13 protein-coding genes are annotated in these 15,515 nt (G+C 76.1%); 2 read left to right on the forward strand and 11 right to left on the reverse strand.

What is annotated here, in order from left to right; all coding sequences use genetic code 11:
• Positions 1-40: 40 nt before the first annotated feature.
• The 6 genes from LC193_RS16570 to fdh all read right to left on the reverse strand — a co-directional run bounded on the left by LC193_RS16570 (position 41) and on the right by fdh (position 9,205).
• Positions 41-1,018: a DUF5914 domain-containing protein gene (locus tag LC193_RS16570; RefSeq protein ID WP_226075078.1), complete on the reverse strand. Its 978-nt coding sequence runs from the start codon at positions 1,016-1,018 to the stop codon at positions 41-43.
• Positions 1,015-2,079, reverse strand: coding sequence for a phytoene/squalene synthase family protein (locus LC193_RS16575; protein WP_226075080.1), 1,065 nt, complete (start codon positions 2,077-2,079; stop codon positions 1,015-1,017). The genes LC193_RS16570 and LC193_RS16575 overlap by 4 nt, the downstream gene beginning before the upstream one ends.
• Complete coding sequence (gene crtI / locus LC193_RS16580) at positions 2,076-3,599, reverse strand: phytoene desaturase family protein (protein ID WP_226075082.1); 1,524 nt, start codon at positions 3,597-3,599, stop codon at positions 2,076-2,078. The genes LC193_RS16575 and crtI overlap by 4 nt, the downstream gene beginning before the upstream one ends.
• A 291-nt stretch (positions 3,600-3,890) precedes the next feature.
• The gene (gene nrfD / locus LC193_RS16585; protein ID WP_226075083.1) at positions 3,891-5,051 is read right to left on the reverse strand and encodes an NrfD/PsrC family molybdoenzyme membrane anchor subunit; all 1,161 of its coding nucleotides are present in this window, start codon (positions 5,049-5,051) and stop codon (positions 3,891-3,893) included.
• Positions 5,048-5,944, reverse strand: coding sequence for a 4Fe-4S dicluster domain-containing protein (locus LC193_RS16590; protein ID WP_226075084.1), 897 nt, complete (start codon positions 5,942-5,944; stop codon positions 5,048-5,050). Before LC193_RS16590 ends, nrfD begins: the two co-directional genes overlap by 4 nt.
• 3 nt (positions 5,945-5,947) lie before the next feature.
• Positions 5,948-9,205 carry a formate dehydrogenase gene (fdh, locus tag LC193_RS16595; protein WP_226075085.1) on the reverse strand — a complete coding sequence of 1,086 codons (3,258 nt, stop codon included), beginning with the start codon at positions 9,203-9,205 and terminating at the stop codon, positions 5,948-5,950.
• Positions 9,206-9,526: 321 nt separating this feature from the next.
• Here fdh and LC193_RS16600 point away from each other — a divergent pair, with 321 nt between their 5' ends.
• Positions 9,527-9,856, forward strand: coding sequence for a hypothetical protein (locus LC193_RS16600; protein ID WP_226075086.1), 330 nt, complete (start codon positions 9,527-9,529; stop codon positions 9,854-9,856).
• Positions 9,857-9,916: 60 nt separating this feature from the next.
• Here LC193_RS16600 and LC193_RS16605 read toward each other — a convergent pair whose 3' ends face one another.
• From LC193_RS16605 to LC193_RS16625, 5 genes are all read right to left on the reverse strand, one after another.
• Positions 9,917-10,360, reverse strand: a complete 444-nt coding sequence (locus tag LC193_RS16605; RefSeq protein ID WP_226075087.1) for a hypothetical protein — start codon at positions 10,358-10,360, stop codon at positions 9,917-9,919.
• The gene (locus LC193_RS16610; RefSeq protein ID WP_226075088.1) at positions 10,357-10,959 is read right to left on the reverse strand and encodes an RNA polymerase sigma factor; all 603 of its coding nucleotides are present in this window, start codon (positions 10,957-10,959) and stop codon (positions 10,357-10,359) included. The genes LC193_RS16605 and LC193_RS16610 overlap by 4 nt, the downstream gene beginning before the upstream one ends.
• A 107-nt stretch (positions 10,960-11,066) precedes the next feature.
• A complete protein-coding gene (locus tag LC193_RS16615; RefSeq protein ID WP_226078922.1) occupies positions 11,067-11,486 on the reverse strand; it encodes a hypothetical protein in 420 nt (139 codons plus the stop codon).
• Positions 11,487-11,666: 180 nt separating this feature from the next.
• Positions 11,667-12,845, reverse strand: a complete 1,179-nt coding sequence (locus tag LC193_RS16620) for a Cmx/CmrA family chloramphenicol efflux MFS transporter (protein WP_226075089.1) — start codon at positions 12,843-12,845, stop codon at positions 11,667-11,669.
• A gap of 273 nt (positions 12,846-13,118) precedes the next feature.
• On the reverse strand, positions 13,119-14,621 hold the full coding sequence (locus tag LC193_RS16625) for an aldehyde dehydrogenase family protein (RefSeq protein WP_226075090.1): 1,503 nt from the start codon (positions 14,619-14,621) through the stop codon (positions 13,119-13,121).
• A gap of 243 nt (positions 14,622-14,864) precedes the next feature.
• On the opposite strand from LC193_RS16625, the gene LC193_RS16630 reads away from it, so the two are divergent.
• Positions 14,865-15,500 (forward strand): helix-turn-helix domain-containing protein, encoded by a 636-nt coding sequence (locus LC193_RS16630; RefSeq protein ID WP_226075093.1) that lies wholly within the window; start codon positions 14,865-14,867, stop codon positions 15,498-15,500.
• Positions 15,501-15,515 lie beyond the last annotated feature (15 nt).

The following is a 15,515-nucleotide window of genomic DNA, read 5'->3' on the forward strand; positions in this document are numbered from 1 at the left end:
CGGAGTGCCACCGACCAGCCCTCCGGGCCGGTGGGGGTGCTCAGCCGGGGAAGGTGTTGCGGGCGCGGAGGGTGTGGCGGCGTTCCGCGTAGGCCATGTCGTCGCGCCACAGGCGGCCGGCCGCGGCCCGCATCAGGGGGCGCGCCAGCGGGGCGGCGGCGCGGGCCAGGGCGAAGCCGGGGCGATGGGAGGTCGCGACGACGGCCTCGATCACGGCGGTGCGCGGCGCGCCGTCGGGCCCGGGCCCGAGCGGGGTGGCGTGGGTTTCGACGACCGAGCCCCGGCCCTCGCCCTCGGCGATCAGCATGGTGACGGTGCGCGGCCCCGGCGCGGTGAAGACGGCGCGCACCGGGACGACGGCGCGGCCCGCGACGCGGAACGACACGTCGACGGTGAGCCGTTCCGGCGCGACGGCCACCACGGTCAGGTCGACGAACGAGTAGGGGTGGAACCACGCGCCGTGCCACGGGTCGAGGCGGTTGGCGACCACGTCCTGCGGTTCGCACCGGCCGGTGCCGGTGAACACCGCGTCCAACGCCCGTGCCGCTTCCGGTCGTTGCGGCACGTGCGGGACGGTGGAGGGTTCTTCGCCGCCCAGTTCGTCGAGCCGTACCCAGGCCAGGACGCCGTCGTCGTGCGCGGGGAACGGCTGCCACCCGGCGAACGGCCTCCCGTCCAGGGCCAGCCCGTGCCAGTGGCACACGAGCCGGCCGCAGCGGACGCGGCTCTCGGCCAGGGGGGCGCCCAGGTGCGGGCACGCGCCCTGCCCGGCCAGCAGCCGCCCCGCCCGGTCCCGCCAGGCGACCACCTCGGTGCCGCCGATCGTGCGCCCGAACGGCCGCCCGCGCGCCACGTCGGTGGACGCGCCGAGCACGTACCAGTTGCCGGTCGGCTGTGCGAGGGCGTGCGCCAGGGCTTCCGCGATCAGGGCGGGGCGCGCGTCGCGCCAGGTCGGGCGCTGCGCCTCCCACGCGGTGCGGCGCCCGAGGCGCAGCGGGTAGCGGGTGCGTGCGGTCATGCGGGACTCCGTTCCGTGGCGGCGGCGACCAGCGCGGGGGTGTGGCCGCCCGGCCGCGCGCGCCGTCGCGCGGCGACAGCGCGCGCCAGGCCGTCGAGCGCGACCGCCGCGCGCCGGTGCCTCGGCACGACCGCGCGGCGGTGCAGCACGGACCAGCCGTCGGCCGCGACCGCGTCGAGGATGCCGCTGTACAGCGTGCGAGCGGCGCGGATGCAGGGGCGCGCCACCGGGTCGAGCATCGCCACGCCCGGCTCGGCCGCGCGGTAGACGCCGCGCGTGAGCGCGGCGGCGGCCATCAGCGCGGCCGTCACGCGCCGGTCGCGCCGCCCGGTGCGGCGGCTCCAGCACAGCAGGTCGCGGTCGACGCCGTGCGCGGCGAGCAGGTCGCCCGGCAGGTAGATCCGGCCCCGGTCGAGGTCTTCCCCGACGTCGCGCAGGAAGTTGGTCAGCTGGAACGCCTCGCCGAGCGCGGCGGCGTGCGGCGCGGCCTCGGCGCGCGGCACGACGGTGCCGAGGACGGGCAGCATCTGGAGGCCGATGACGGCGGCCGAGCCGTACATGTAGCCGCGCAGGTCCTGGTAGGTGGGGTAGTCGGTGACCACGAGGTCGCTGCGCATCGAGCGCAGGAACGCCGTGAAGTAGTCCGGGTCGATGCGGTAGCGGGCGACGGTGTGCGCCAGGGCGCGCACGACGGGGGCGTGCGCCGTGTCGGGCCCCCGGGCGCCGTCGAACGCCCCGGCAGAGGCGGAAGTCCCGGGGGAGGCGGACGGTCCGGGAACGGCGGGGCGTTCGAACACCGCCGCCACGCGCGCCGCGAGCGCGTCGAGGGCGCGGGCGCGTTCCTCGGCCGGCGTGCCGGGCGCGAGGTCGTCGACGATGTCGTCGGCCCACCGCGCGAACCCGTACAGCGCGTGGACGGCGGGCCGCCGGTCGGCCGGGAGCAGGCGGGTGGCCAGGAAGTAGGTGCGGCCGTGGCGGGCGTTGAGCCGCCGGCAGTGCGTGTAGGCGGCGCGCAGAGCTGGGTTGGTGATGCGCGCGGCGTCCAGTTCGCGGGCGGTCATGAGGCGAGGGTGATGGTCGTGCGGGAGCGGTCGCCGCCGCGCAGGCCCGTGACCCTGGCCGCCGCCAGCTTCCCCGAGAGCAGCACGGGCGGCACCCCGACGCCGGGGGTCGTGCCGCAGCCGGCGAGCACGGCGTTCGAGGTGCCGCGCACGAGGTTGCGCGGCCGGAACGGGCCGGTCTGCGCGAACGTGTGCGCGGCGGAGAACGGCGTGCCCGCCGCGTGTTCCTGCCGGGCCCAGTCGGCCGGGGTGACCAGGTGTTCGGCCTCGATGGCGGCGGCCAGGCCCGCGAGCCCCCGGCGTTCCAGCTCGGCGAGCAGCCGGTCGCGGTAGCGGGGGCCGAGCGTGCGCCACGCGTCGGCGTCGGGCCCGATGGCGGTGTTGGGGCAGGGCGCGAGCACGTAGTGCAGGTGGCGGCCCGGGGGCGCGAGCGAGGGATCGTGCGCGGTGGGGCGCGTGATGAGCAGCGAGGGGTCGGTCATCAGCCGCCCGGATCGGGTGAGTTCCTCGAACGTGCGTTCCCAGGCGCGGCCGAACGACAGCGTGTGGTGGCCAAGACCCGGCCACGTGCGCGTGGTGCCCGCGTGCAGCACGACGGCGGAGGGCGCGTGGCGCAGCCGCAGCGGGCGGCGCGGCACGCGGCCGAGAAGCCGGTAGGCGGTGGGCAGTTCCGGCGTGAGCACGACCGCGTCGCACGGCAGCCGCAGGCCGTCGGCGGTGTGCACGGCGGTGACGCGGTCGCCGCGGCGTTCGAGGCGGGTCACCGTCTGCCCCCAGTGGAACGTTCCCCCGGCGTCCGTGGCCGCCGCCGCGAGGGCGCGCGGCAGCGCGTGCACGCCCCCGCGTGGGAAGTACACGCCGGAGACCGTGTCCATGTAGGCGATGACGGCGTACGCGGCGAGCGCGCGGGTGGGCGACACGCCCGCGTAGAGGGACTGGAAGGTGAAGACGCGGCGCAGCCGCTCGTCGGACAGGAACCGGCCGACCTGCCGGTCGAGGCGGCCGAACCCGCCGAGCGCCGCGAGGCGCGCGAGGTCGGGGTTGAGCAGCCGGAGCGGTGAGTCGAAGTTCGCGTCGATGAACCGGTGCAGCTGCGCGCGGTACAGCGCTTCGAGCCACTGCCGCAGCCCGCGGTAGCCCGCCGCCTCGCGCGGCCCGGCGCACCGGCGGACCTCGGCCTCCATGGCCGCCGCGTCGGTGTGCACGTCGAGGTGGCCGCCGTCGGCGAACCTCGCCCGGTACGCGGGGTGCAGGGGAACGAGGTCGAGCCGTTCGCGCAGCGAGGTGCCGACGGCGGCGAACGCCTCGTCGATCAGCTCCGGCATCGTGACGACGGTCGGCCCGGTGTCGAGCAGGTAGCCGCCGAGGTCGACGCGCCCGGCCCGGCCGCCCGGCAGCGCCGCGCGTTCGACCACGGTCACCTCGCGCCCGGCGCCGAGCAGGTGCAGCGCCGCCGACAGGCCGGAGAGCCCTGCGCCCACCACGACGACGCGGCCGGTCGGCCCGGTCAGCCGCTTCATCGCGGCACCCCGGTCCCGGCGGTCGGGGCGGTCGGGGCGGTCGGGGGCGCCGGGGCGGTCCGGGACGTTCGGCGGGTCCGCGAGGAAAGTACCGGCATCGCGTGTCCTTCCGTGGTTCCGTGCGGCGGGGCCGCCACCGTCAGGGCGGCCCGCCGTGCAGGCGTTCCCCGGTCCGGGGCGGCACGGTCGCGCGGCGGCCGGATTCAGCCCGTTCGGCCCACGGGGTCGTTCGCTGCTCTCGGGGCGCCCGGCGCGCGCCCGCGCTCGGACGGCGCGCGCGCCGGGCGGCCGTCAGGGCGTCTCGGCCGCCTCCGCCGCCGCGTGGGCCTCGGCCGCCGCGAGGCGGGCGCGTTGCGGCTCGACCGTGTACTTCGGGTCGCGCACCGACGCCAGCCCCGCGTGGAACAGGCCGAAGCGCGTGCAGGCCGAGGCGGCCAGCAGCGCCGCGCCGCTGAGCGCCGCCGCCGCGCGGCTGCGCCCGGCGAGCCCGGCCGCGCCGGCCGCGCCCGCGGCGCCGAGCACCGAGGCGGCGCGCAGCAGGCGCCCGGCCTTCCCCCGCCGGTAGGTCTCGTCGACCGGCCCGGCGCGGCGGTGCAGCGCCCGCATGGCGGCGAACTCGGCGGCCGTGCCCAGCACGGCGGCGCGCCGCGCCGGGCCGCTCTCGCGCCCCGGCGCGGCCAGCAGCGCCATGCCGGCCGCGGCGGCCGCCGCCGAGCCGGTGAACAGGTACGGCAGTTCCCTGTGGCCCTCGTGCCACGCGGGCACCGCCGTGTCCGCGAACAGCACGCCCGTGTAGGCGGCGACCGCCGGCCCGAACACCGCCGCGCCGCAGGTCGCGGCCCGGCCGGTGCGGGGGAACAGGCCGGTCGTGTCGGTGACGGCGGCGACGCCGGCCAGCGGGCCGTAACCGGCGAGCAGCCACGAGCCGATGCTCATGGGGGAGGTCGGCTTGATCACGCGCAGCATGTTCAGGAAGCGCGCCGGGCGGCCGAGGTCGTGCACGAGCGCCACGACGGACAGCGAGACCGCGCCGAGCGAGCTGAGCTTCATCGCCCGCGCGGTGGCGCGCCGCCCGGTCAGCTCCGCACCGGCGGCGAGCACCGAGCCGGCCCCGGCGAGCCCGCCGAGGAACAGGTAGCCGGCGATGTCCGTGGCCGCCCAGTGCGGGGCCTTGAGCACCGGCCTGCCGTAGTACGACGTGAACGCCTCGCCGTCCCCCGGGCCGCCGCCGGGTCCGCCTCGGGAACGCCGCCGGCCCGCCGGGCCCGCCGCCCGCCGTTCGCCTGAGCCAGTGCCGGTGCTGAACGCGTCGGCGCCGTACGGCCGTTGGCCGTCCGGCGGGGCACCGTCCGGGACGGCCCCGGGACCGCCCGGCATGCCGTTGCCGAACAGCGCGTGGCTGCCGGGCCGTTCGTTGCGCAGGCCCGCCCTGGTCACCTCGGCGTCGCTCATCGCCTGCCTCCCGCGAACATCGCGGCGAGCCCCGTCAGCAGCGCCGCCGCCGCGACGCCCGCGTGCCGCCACATCGCGGGCAGGTCCCGCGTGGTGACCTGCGGGTCCGGCGGCAGCCCGTACACCTCGGGCTCGTCGAGCAGCAGGAAGAACGCGCCCGCGCCGCCCACCCCGTCCGCCGGGTCCTCGCCGTACAGGCGCGCGTCGGGCACGCCGGTCGCGTGCAGTTGCGCGACGCGCTCGGCCGCGCGCTCCCGCAGCGTCTCCAGCGGCCCGAACTGGATCGAGTCGGTCGGGCACGCCTTGGCGCAGGCGGGTTCGCTCCCGGCGCCGAGCCGGTCGTAGCACAGCGTGCACTTCCAGGCCCGCCCGTCGCCCTCGCGCTGCTCGATCACCCCGTAGGGACAGGCGGGCACGCAGTAGCCGCACCCGTTGCAGATGTCCTCCTGCACGACGACCGTGCCGAACTCGGTGCGCAGCAGCGAGCCCGTCGGGCACACGTCGAGGCACGCGGCGTGCGTGCAGTGCTTGCACACGTCCGAGGCCATCAGCCAGCGCATGTCGGGCTGCGACTGCTGGCCGCCCAGCGGCTTGGCCTGCTCGATGAACGCCACGTGCCGCCACGTCGAGGCGCCGAGCGCGCCGGTGTTGTCGTAGCTCATGCCGGTCAGGTCGAGCCCGTCCTCAGGCACGGCGTTCCACTCCTTGCAGGCAACCTCGCACGCCTTGCAGCCGATGCACACGGAGGTGTCGGTGAAGAACCCGACGCGCTCGGGCGGGTCGGTGTGCCCCGCGTCGGCCGCGACATCGGGCTCGGGCCCGTACAGCAGGTTCGGTCGTTCCGTCGTCAGATTCGGTCGTTGCGTCGTCAGGTCCGGTGGTTCCGTCGTCATGGGTCAGACCTCCAGGCCCGTTCGCTCGTCGGCGCCCGCGCGCCTGCGGTAGTCCTCGACCAGGGCCCGCAGCGCGGGGCCGCGCGGGCGGCGCCCAGGCCGGATGTCGGCGGTGAGCGCCTTGACCTCCTGGATGTGCACGTTCGGGTCGAGCACGATGGCGGACAGCTCGTTCGCCGCGTCGCCCGTGCTGTAGCCGTTGGGTCCCCAGTGGTAGGGCAGGCCGATGTGGTGCACCGTGCGGCCGTCCGCGCGCAGCGGCGCCATCCGCTCGGTGACCAGCACCCGCGCCTCGATGGCGCTGCGCGCGGTGATGATCGTCGCCCAGCCCGCGTGGGCGAGGCCGCGTTCCGCCGCGAGCTCGGGGGACACCTCGCAGAACAACTCCGGCTGGAGTTCCGCCAGATAGGGCGACCAACGGGTCATGCCGCCCGCCGTGAAGTGCTCGGTGAGCCGGTAGGTCGTCACGACGTACGGATAGACGTGCGAGCCCGGGGCCCCGTTCGCCGGGTGGTACTCGTTGCCCTCGCGGGGGAACGCCAGCCGTACGGGGGAGCGCGGGTGGTGCGGGTGCAGCGCGTTCCCGAACGGCGAGTCCTGCGGCTCGTAGTGCGTCGGCATCGGGCCGTCCACGAGCCCCGCCGGGGCGTAGAGCCAGCCCTTGCCGTCGCCCTGCATGATGAACGCGTCGTCGCCGCGCAGCGCGGCCACGCCGAACGCGTTCTCGTCCGGGACGTGGTCAGGCGGGCACGTGAGGGGGAAGTCCGGCTCGTCGTGGCCGGTCCAGCGGCCCGCGTCCGCGTCCCACCACACGTACGCCTTGCGTTCGCTCCACGGGGTGCCGTCGGGCGCGGCGGAGGCGCGGTTGTACAGCACGCGGCGGTTCGCGGGCCAGGCCCACGCCCACTCGGCGGCCACCCAGTCCTGCTCGGTGTGCGGCTTGCGGCGCGCGGCGCGGTTGACGCCGTCCGCGTACACGCCGCAGTAGATCCAGCAGCCGCAGGACGTGGAGCCGTCGTCCCTCAACTCCGTGTACGCCGACAGCGGCGCGCCGTCGGGGCCGCGCCCGTTGATCTCGGCGAGGACCGCGTCCGCGATCGGCTCGTCGTGCGCGCCGGTCACCGGGTAGTCCCAGGCCAGGTCGAGGAACAGGCGGTCGGCCGGGTCGTCGGAGCCGGCCAGCTTCTCGCGGATGCGGCGGTGCAGGTGGTGGGCGAACCACAGCTCGCTGCGCGCGTCGCCGGCCGGCTCCACGGCGGCGTGGTGCCACTGGAGCCAGCGGTTGGTGTTGGTGAACGAGCCCGACTTCTCGGCGTGCGAGGCGGCGGGGAAGAAGAACACCTCAGTTCCGATGTCCTCCGTGCGCAGCTCCCCGGTCTCGATCTCCGGCCCATCGAGCCACCAGGTCGCGGACTCGATGAGCGAGAAGTCGCGCACCACGAGCCAGTCGAGCCGCGCCATGCCGAGGCGCTGGAGGCGGGCGTTCGCCGAGCCGACGGCCGGGTTCTCGCCGAGCAGGAAGTAGCCCTTGCAGACGCCGTCGAGCTGCGCCATGACGGTGTCGTACGTGCTGTGCGAGCCGGTGAGGCGCGGCAGGTGGTCGAAGCAGAAGTCGTTCTCCGCGGTGGCCGCGTCGCCGTAGTACGCCTTCAGCAGGCTGACCATGTAGGCGTTCATGTCGGCCCAGTAGCCCTTGCGGGCGCGCACCGCGCGCACGAACGAGTCCAGGTCCTGGTGGGCCTGCGCGTGCGGCATCGGCAGGTAGCCGGGCAGCAGGTTGAACAGCGTCGGGATGTCGCTCGACCCCTGGATGCTGGCGTGGCCGCGCAGGGCCTGGATGCCGCCGCCGGGGCGGCCGATGTTGCCGAGCAGCAGCTGGAGCACGGACGCGGCCCTGATGTACTGCGAGCCGACGGTGTGCTGGGTCCAGCCGACGGCGTACACGAACGCGCCGGTGCGTTCCGGGCCCGAGTTGCGCGTCAGGATGTCGCACACCTGCGCGAACCGTTCGGGGGAAACGCCGCACACCCGTTCGACCATCTCGGGTGTGTAGCGCGCGTAGTGCCGCTTGAGAATCTGGAACACGCAGCGCGGGTGCGTCAGCGTCTCGTCCCGCCGGGGGCGCGGCGTGACGTCCTGCCCGCCGGAGCCGTGCGACTCCGAGCCGCCCGCCGCGTGCTCGATCGCCGCGTCGTCGAGCCGCAGGTTGCGGTGCGGGTCGGGCTCCCCCGCCAGCGAACGCACCGCCGCGCCCTCGTACTGCCAGCTCTCCGGGTCGTAGTGGCGGCCCTCCTCGTCGAGGCCGGAGAAGACCCCGGCCAGGTCCTCGGTGTCGCGGAAGTCCTCCGAGACGATGGTGGCCGCGTTCGTGTAGGCCAGCACGTAGTCGCGGAACTCCTTGCCCTCGCTCAGGACGTGGTTGATGATCCCGCCGAGGAACGCGATGTCGCTGCCGGCCCTGATGCCGACGTGCAGGTCGGCCAGCGCGCTGGTGCGCGTGAACCGGGGGTCGACGTGCACGATCGTCGCCCCGCGCGCCTTGGCCTCCATGACCCACTGGAAGCCCACCGGGTGCGCCTCGGCGTAGTTGGAGCCCTGGATCACGATGCAGTCGGCGTTCTGGAGGTCCTGCATGAACGTCGTCGCGCCGCCGCGCCCGAACGACGTGCCGAGCCCGGCGACCGTCGAACTGTGGCAGACCCGGGCCTGGTTCTCGATCTGGATGATGCCCAGGCCCGTGAACAGCTTCTTGAGCAGGTAGTTCTCCTCGTTGTCCAGCACCGCGCCGCCCAGGCTCGCGATGCCGAGCGTGCGCGCCACGCGCGAGCCCTCGACCTCCCACTGCCACGTCTCGCGGCGGGTTTTGATGACGCGGTCCGCGACCATGTCCATGGCCTCGTCGAGGCCGATCGGCTCCCAGGCGGTGCCGTGCGGGCGGCGGTAGAGCACCTGGTGGCGCCTGGCGTCCCCGGTGACGAGCTGGAGCGTCGCGGAACCCTTCGGGCACAGCCGGCCCCGGCTCACCGGCGAGGCCGGATCGCCCTCGATCTGCACGATCCGCTCGTCCTTGACGTAGATCTGCTGGCCGCAGCCGACCGCGCAGTACGGGCAGATCGAGTCCACCACCCGGTCGGCGGTGTCCGTCCTCGGCCGCAGCCGCGCGGTGCGCGCGGAGCGCGCGGCGGCGCCCCGGCCCAGCGGGTCGGTGCCGGTCAGCTGCCGGTACACGGGCCAGTCCTGAATCCACGTGCGCACGCCCATCGCCCACCGCGCCTTTCCCGAGCCGCCCCACGGGTGGCCGCCGGTCCTCCGTGCCCGCCGCTCCCGGCGCCGCCGGCACCTGGTGCGTCTCCGGCGATCATGCGGCGCGTTCGGGGCGGGCGCATCCGGGGCGTGTCCGAACGGGCGGCGGGCGAGCGGGCCGAACGGGCGGCGGGGCGTTCCTCCGGCCGCGGGGCGGGGCGTTCGGGGTGGGGCGTTCCTCCGGCGGGGGCGCGGGGGCGCTGGACGAGGGGCAGGGGCGCGCGCAGAATCGGGCCGGGGAGCGCGCGGGCCGGCGCGCGGTGCCGACAGGGGGCGCGGATGGCGGACATCGAGTGGGCGGTGCAGGAGTGCCGGGAGTGCGGGCACCCGCGCGCCGACCACGATCCGCTGGTCAGGGTCGAGGGCAGGTGCCGGGGAACGACCGCTGTCCCGGCCGGTGGCCGCGCCCCCCGGCCGTGCGCGTGCCGTGAGTTCTGGCCCAAGCCGCAGGACGTGGGCGGCCCCGGCACGTGGCCGTGCGCGTCGTGCGGCCACCGGCGGCACCTGCCGGCCGCGTGCCGCGCGCGTGCGGTGGGCGGCGGCGACGGGCTCAGGAACTGCCGGTGCGGCTACGAGCCGCCGCGCCCCTGGCTCGACCCGATCGGCTGACCCGCACCTGCTGCCCGGCCGCCGCCCGGCCGCCATCGGGCGGCGGGGCCCCGGCCGCGCTCAGGGCATCCCGTCGTCCGGCCGCACCGGTTCGACCGCTTCGACCGGAACGTTCGGGTGGCTGCCCGCGTCCTCGCCCCCGTCGCTCGGGAACTCCCGCGGGTCGAGCGGCTGCGGCGACGGGGCCGGAACGGGGGCGGGCGTGGCCTCCTGATGAGGCAGGGGAAGGTCGGAGGGAACGCCCGCGGGCCTGGTGGGCGGCGGCTCCGGCGCCCTGCCGCCGAGCGCGAGCAGGGCCGCGACCACCGCGGCGGCCAGGCCGAGCAGCGCGGCGGCCGTGGCCCGTCCGGACAGGACCCGGAGGCGCCGGGGGGCGTGCGCGGAGGGCGGGCGGGGGGCGCGCAGGTCGTCGGCGGTGACGGTCTCGGCACGGGCCCGCAGGGCGGCGGCCAGGAGCCGTTCGATCGCTTCCGGGTGCTGATCGCCTCCACCGGGCGTGCTCATGGGCTGGTCTCCAGGTGTCTGCGCAGGGCCGTCAACGCCCGGCTCGCGGTGGACTTCACCGTGCCGGGCGACAGGCCGAGGGTGTCGGCGATCTGGATCTCGGAGAGGCCGGACCAGTACCGCAGCACGAGGACTTCGCGCTGCCGCCTGGTCAGGCGGCGCAGCGCGTGCAGCACCGTCCTGTGCTCCTCGCGCAGCAGCACGTACTCGTCGGCCGAGGGGCCGTGCCCCGGCCGTTCGGGCACGTGCGCGCGCACGGTCCTGCGCCGGCGCAGCACGGAACGGGCCGCGTTCACCACGCTGGTGCGCAGGTACGCCTCCGGGGCGTCCACGGCGTCGAGTTCGGGGCCGTGGCGGCGCAGCAGCGCGGCGAACGCGTCCTGCACGACATCCTCGGCCGTGGGCACGTCGTCCACCAGGAACAGCGCGAGCCGGACCAGGTCGAGGCGGCTGTGGTGGTAGAGGTCGTCGATGTCCGGCCGCCGCGCGTCCCCGGCCCCGCCGCCGGGCGGCGAGGGCGGCGGCCCGCCGGACGGCTCGGGCGCGGGTCGCGTGCCGCGCCGGCCGGTTCCGCCGCGCACCACCGGGAGTCCCGTCATCGTGTTCGTTTCCTCGGGAGGGGGCGGACGGCGCGCGGGGCGAGGCCGCCGGGTGACGGGCTCACGGCCGTCACCCGGCGGCTCCGGCGGCGCCGTCCGGTCAGGCGTCAGCGGCCGGAACGCGCGGGCGGGTCCTCGTCCACGGGCGGTGCCTCGCGCGGCACGGGCACGGGCGCGGGTTCCGCGCCGGACTCCTCGGGGCAGTCCTCGGCGGGGACGGGCACGGGCTCCTCTGCGGGTGCTTCCTCGGCCGGAACGGGCACGGGCTCGGCACCGGAGTCCTCGGGACCGGCCTCGTCCGGAGCGGGGACGGGCGCGGGCGCCTCCTCCGCCGGTGCTTCCTCCGCCGGTGCTTCCTCAGCCGGAACGGGCGCGGGCTCCGCGCCGGACGACGCCGGGGACGCGTTGGTGGCGTGGGCGGTCAGGACGCCGCCGACGGTGACGGCGAGCCCGGCGGCGGCCGTGACGAGGGCGACGCGGAGGCGCCGGGCGCCGGAACGCGGCGGCCCGGCCTGGGGTGTGGGCATGCTGCTCCTTCGGTTCTGTGGGCGGACGGCTGCGCGAACGGTCGCGGAGCCGTCCGTGGGTGGAGGCGCCTCCACTCCCCACAGACGTGCGGCCGCCGGTGGCGTTGCGGGTGGCCGAGGGATTTTCCTGTGAGGGGCGTCACACCGGCGGCCGGGCGGATCGGTGGGTCCGGCCGTGCGTCAGCGCCCCGCGACGCGTTCGCGCCCGACCGCGAACGCGTCGCGGAACAGGAGGAGGACGAGCAGGGCCACGCCGACGAGCGCGCCGCCGGCCCACAGCGGCCCGAGGCCGCCGCCCTGGCCGCGCAGCGTGGCCGCGGCGATGAGCGGCCCGGCCGCGGCGCCGACGTTGAGGGCGGCGGTCGCGTAGGAGCCGGCCATGGTCGGGGCGCCCGCCGCCTCGTGGAGCACCCGGGCGATCAGGGTGCTGCCCACGGCGAACGACAGCGCGCCCTGGACGAACAGCAGCGCGAACAGCGCGAGCGGCACCTCGGCCAGCAGCGCCAGGGCCGGCCAGCCGATGAGCAGCGGCGGGCCGCCGGCCGCCAGGACCAGGCCGGGCAGCCGGTCGGACAGCCGCCCCGCGACGTTGACGCCGAGGAGCGAACCGGCCCCGAAGACGACCAGGGCGAACGGCACCCACAGCTCGTCGAGCCCGGCGGTGTCCGTCACCACGGGGGCGAGGAACGTGAAGCTGCCGAAGGTCGCCGCGTTCACCAGCGCGCCGAGCGTCATCACCAGGATCAGGCGCGGGCGCGCGAGCTGCGCGAACTCCGCGCGTAGGGCCGGGCGTTCCCGTTCGCCCTCCTGGGGGCCGCGCGCCGGGACGCCCCTGAGGATGCCGAGGGCCGCTGGCAGGCAGAGCGCGGCGACGGCCCAGAACGTGGCGCGCCAGCCGAGCAGCGAACCGAGCAGCGAGCCCGCCGGGACCCCGGCGATCGTGGCCGTCGTCGTGCCGGAGAGCAGCACGGCCAGCGCCCGCCCCTTCCGGTCGGCGGGGACCATCGCGGCGGCCGTCGTCAGGGCGATGGCGAGGAACCCGGCGTTGGCGAGCGCCGCGGCCACCCGGGTCGCGAGCAGGAGGGGGAAGCTCGTCGTGGCCGCGCCCACGACGTGCGCCGCGAGGAAGACGAGGACGGACACGACGAGCGCGGACCGCGCGGGCCACCGCCGGGCGAACGCGGCCACGGCCGGGGCACCGACGATCATGCCCACCGCGTAGGCCGAGGTGAGCGCGCCCGCCGTACCGACGGTCACGCCGAGATCCGCGGCGATGTCGGGCAGGAGGCCCGCGAGCATGAATTCGGATGTGCCCATGGCGAAGACCGCCACGGCGAGCAGGTAGAGAGGAAGAGGCATGGGGGAGGCTCCGGGTGAGGAGAGGCGTTCGATTACGTCGTCTCGTCACCGCGGTCAGCCCGCGTCGGCGCGCCCGCCCGGCCGCGAAGGCGGCTCGCGGGCGGGTGCCGCGCACTCACCCGGAGTGCGGGTTCAGTGGTTCAGGGGGCTGACGGCGTGACCGCGAGCCCCCACCTCGGACGCTTCCGGTGTCGACATGGCCGGGACGCTACCCGTTCCCGCTCCGGCCCGGCACCCGGTTTTCCGGCGCGGTGCCGGGCCGGGCCCGCCGCCTCAGTGGACGGGCAGGTCGCGCGGGGTGCGCTGGATGCTGATCCAGTGCTCGCTCGTGAACTCGTCGAACACCCAGCCGCCGCCGAACCGCCCGAGCCCCGAGTCCTTCTCGCCGCCGAACGCCGCGTTCACGTCGTCGTGCACGGTGGTGTCGTTGATGTGGGTCATCCCGGCCTCGACGCGTTTGGCGAACCGCAGGCCGCGTTCGACGTCGCGCGTGAACACGGCGCTGGACAGGCCGTACTCGGTGTGGTTCGCGAGCGCGAGCGCGTCGTCCTCGCCCTCGGCCCTGATGATCGTGGCCACCGGGCCGAACACCTCCTCGGAGGCCGTGGCCAGGTGCTGCCCGCCGACGATCAGGTGCGGCGGCAGCACGCGCCCGGTGGGGCCGGACGGCTCGCCCGACACCAGCAGGCGCCCGCCCTGCGCGACGGCGCGCTCCACCTTCTCGCGCACGGACGCGAGCTGGCTGTCGTTGATGACGGGCCCGATCTGGGTGCGTTCGTCGCGCGGGTCGCCGGTGACGAGCGCCCCGGCGCGCGCCGCGCAGCGTTCGACGAACGCGTCGTGGATCGAGGCGTCGACGATGACGCGGTTGGTCGCCATGCAGATCTGGCCCTGGTGGAAGTAGCTGCCGTAGACGGCCGCCGACACCGCCGCGTCCAGGTCCGCGTCGTCGAGGACGATCAGCGGCCCGTTGCCGCCGAGTTCGAGCGCCAGCTTCTTCAGCCCCGCCTGCCGGGCGATGCCGCGCCCGACCGGGGTCGAGCCGGTGAACGAGATCACGCGCGGCACGTCGTGCCGCACCAGCGCGTCGCCGATCTCGCCGCCGCTGCCGACGAGGACGTTCAGCACGCCGGGCGGCAGCCCCGCCTCCTCGTAGATCTTCGCGAGCAGCAGCCCGCCGGTGACCGGGGTGTCCCCCGCCGGTTTGAGCACCACCGCGTTGCCCGCGGCGAGCGCGGGGGCGACGGAGCGGTTGGTGAGGAACAGCGGGAAGTTCCACGGGCTGATCACGCCGATGACCCCGGCCGGGCGGCGGTAGACCCGGTTCTCCTTGCCCGGCGTGTCCGAGGGCACGGTCCGCATGTCGAGGAACGTGCGCGAGGCCGCCAGCCGGGTGATGGCCAGGCTGATGTCGAGTTCCATGGCGACCCTGGGCCGGGTGCACCCGGCCTCGCGCACGAGCCAGTCGCCGATCTCGGCCGCGCGTTCCGCCATGACCACCGCGGCCCGGCCGAGCACGGCTGCGCGCTCGGCGGCCGGCGCGGCGCCCCAGGCGCGCTGCGCCTCGGTCGCGGCCTGGTAGGCCTCGTCCACGTCGGAGGCGTCGGCCAGCGGGATCTCGGTCAGTTCTTCGCCGGTGTACGGGTCGTGGTCGGCCTTGGTCCGGCCGGCGCGGCCGGCCCGCCACGTGCCGCCGACCGGCATGCTGTCGAAGCCGGTGTAGGGGTCGGGTGCGGGGTGCGCGCCGCCGCTCCGGGTGGGCGTCTGCGTGGCCATGCCTGCCCTTTCATGCGGGATCTGTGGTGCGTTGCGACCGTTTCATCGCACCTCACGACCGGAGCGCGCGCACGCCGAGTGCGGCTTCTCTGGCGTTTTGTGGCGATTCAACCGGTGCAGCCAGAGTGGCCGCTCGGGCCGGGTTCCCCGGGGACGCCACGCCGGAACGCGCCGCCGGGGGCCCGCGCGGCGAGACCCCCGGTGCTTATCCCGCGACTACCCCGGCCCTCCTAGGCTGCCCGCATGGTCACCGACCCACCCGATCCCCCCAACGGCGGTACCGCGGCACCCGAGGACCTGCACGTCGTCACCGACCTCGGCACGCTCAAGGCGTTCTCCCACCCCTTGCGGCTGCGACTGCACCGGGCCCTGGCGGTCGCGGGCACCGCCACCGCCTCCCAGCTCGCGCACCAGGCGGGGGAGGCCGTCTCCCTCGTCAGCTACCACCTGCGCAAGCTCGCCGACCACGGCCTGATCCATGAGGTCAGCGGGCGCAGCAGCGACAGCCGCGAACGCTGGTGGGAGCTGGTGCGCGGGCGCGCGAAGGCACCTGACGAGGAGTTCGGCGGCGCGCAGGAGCGGGCCGCGGCGCACGGCGCGGTCACGCGCCTGATCAACCGGCAGCGCGCCGACATGCTCGAACGGTACGCCGACGAGCAGGCCGCGTGGGGCGAGGAATGGCGCGGCGCCGCGTTCAGCGTGGAGTTCGTGCCGCTGCTGACGCCGGAGGAGACGGCCGGCCTCGGGGCCGAACTGCGCGCGGTCGTCGCCAAGTGGCAGGCGCGGGCCCGTGCCGCCCGCGAGGCGGGCGGCACGGAGGGCACGGAGGGCAGGGAAGCGGTCGCGGTGCACCTGAACGGCTTCCCGTTCCGGCCATGAGGGCGCGCGCCCGCA

Origin of the sequence: Streptomyces marincola (assembly GCF_020410765.1) — a bacterium.
Taxonomy (GTDB): Bacteria; Actinomycetota; Actinomycetes; order Streptomycetales; family Streptomycetaceae; genus Streptomyces; species Streptomyces marincola.

What these genes read in the sequence shown, in the direction of transcription:
- LC193_RS16630 (WP_226075093.1), top strand. Translation starts at nt 14,865, where the DNA reads ATGGTCACCGACCCACCCGATCCCCCCAACGGCGGTACCGCGGCACCC.
- LC193_RS16570 (WP_226075078.1), bottom strand. Translation starts at nt 1,018, where the DNA reads ATGACCGCACGCACCCGCTACCCGCTGCGCCTCGGGCGCCGCACCGCG.
- LC193_RS16605 (WP_226075087.1), bottom strand. Translation starts at nt 10,360, where the DNA reads ATGAGCACGCCCGGTGGAGGCGATCAGCACCCGGAAGCGATCGAACGG.
- LC193_RS16610 (WP_226075088.1), bottom strand. Translation starts at nt 10,959, where the DNA reads ATGACGGGACTCCCGGTGGTGCGCGGCGGAACCGGCCGGCGCGGCACG.
- LC193_RS16620 (WP_226075089.1), bottom strand. Translation starts at nt 12,845, where the DNA reads ATGCCTCTTCCTCTCTACCTGCTCGCCGTGGCGGTCTTCGCCATGGGC.
- LC193_RS16615 (WP_226078922.1), bottom strand. Translation starts at nt 11,486, where the DNA reads ATGCCCACACCCCAGGCCGGGCCGCCGCGTTCCGGCGCCCGGCGCCTC.
- LC193_RS16590 (WP_226075084.1), bottom strand. Translation starts at nt 5,944, where the DNA reads ATGACGACGGAACCACCGGACCTGACGACGCAACGACCGAATCTGACG.
- crtI (WP_226075082.1), bottom strand. Translation starts at nt 3,599, where the DNA reads ATGAAGCGGCTGACCGGGCCGACCGGCCGCGTCGTCGTGGTGGGCGCA.
- nrfD (WP_226075083.1), bottom strand. Translation starts at nt 5,051, where the DNA reads ATGAGCGACGCCGAGGTGACCAGGGCGGGCCTGCGCAACGAACGGCCC.
- fdh (WP_226075085.1), bottom strand. Translation starts at nt 9,205, where the DNA reads ATGGGCGTGCGCACGTGGATTCAGGACTGGCCCGTGTACCGGCAGCTG.
- LC193_RS16625 (WP_226075090.1), bottom strand. Translation starts at nt 14,621, where the DNA reads ATGGCCACGCAGACGCCCACCCGGAGCGGCGGCGCGCACCCCGCACCC.
- LC193_RS16600 (WP_226075086.1), top strand. Translation starts at nt 9,527, where the DNA reads ATGGCGGACATCGAGTGGGCGGTGCAGGAGTGCCGGGAGTGCGGGCAC.
- LC193_RS16575 (WP_226075080.1), bottom strand. Translation starts at nt 2,079, where the DNA reads ATGACCGCCCGCGAACTGGACGCCGCGCGCATCACCAACCCAGCTCTG.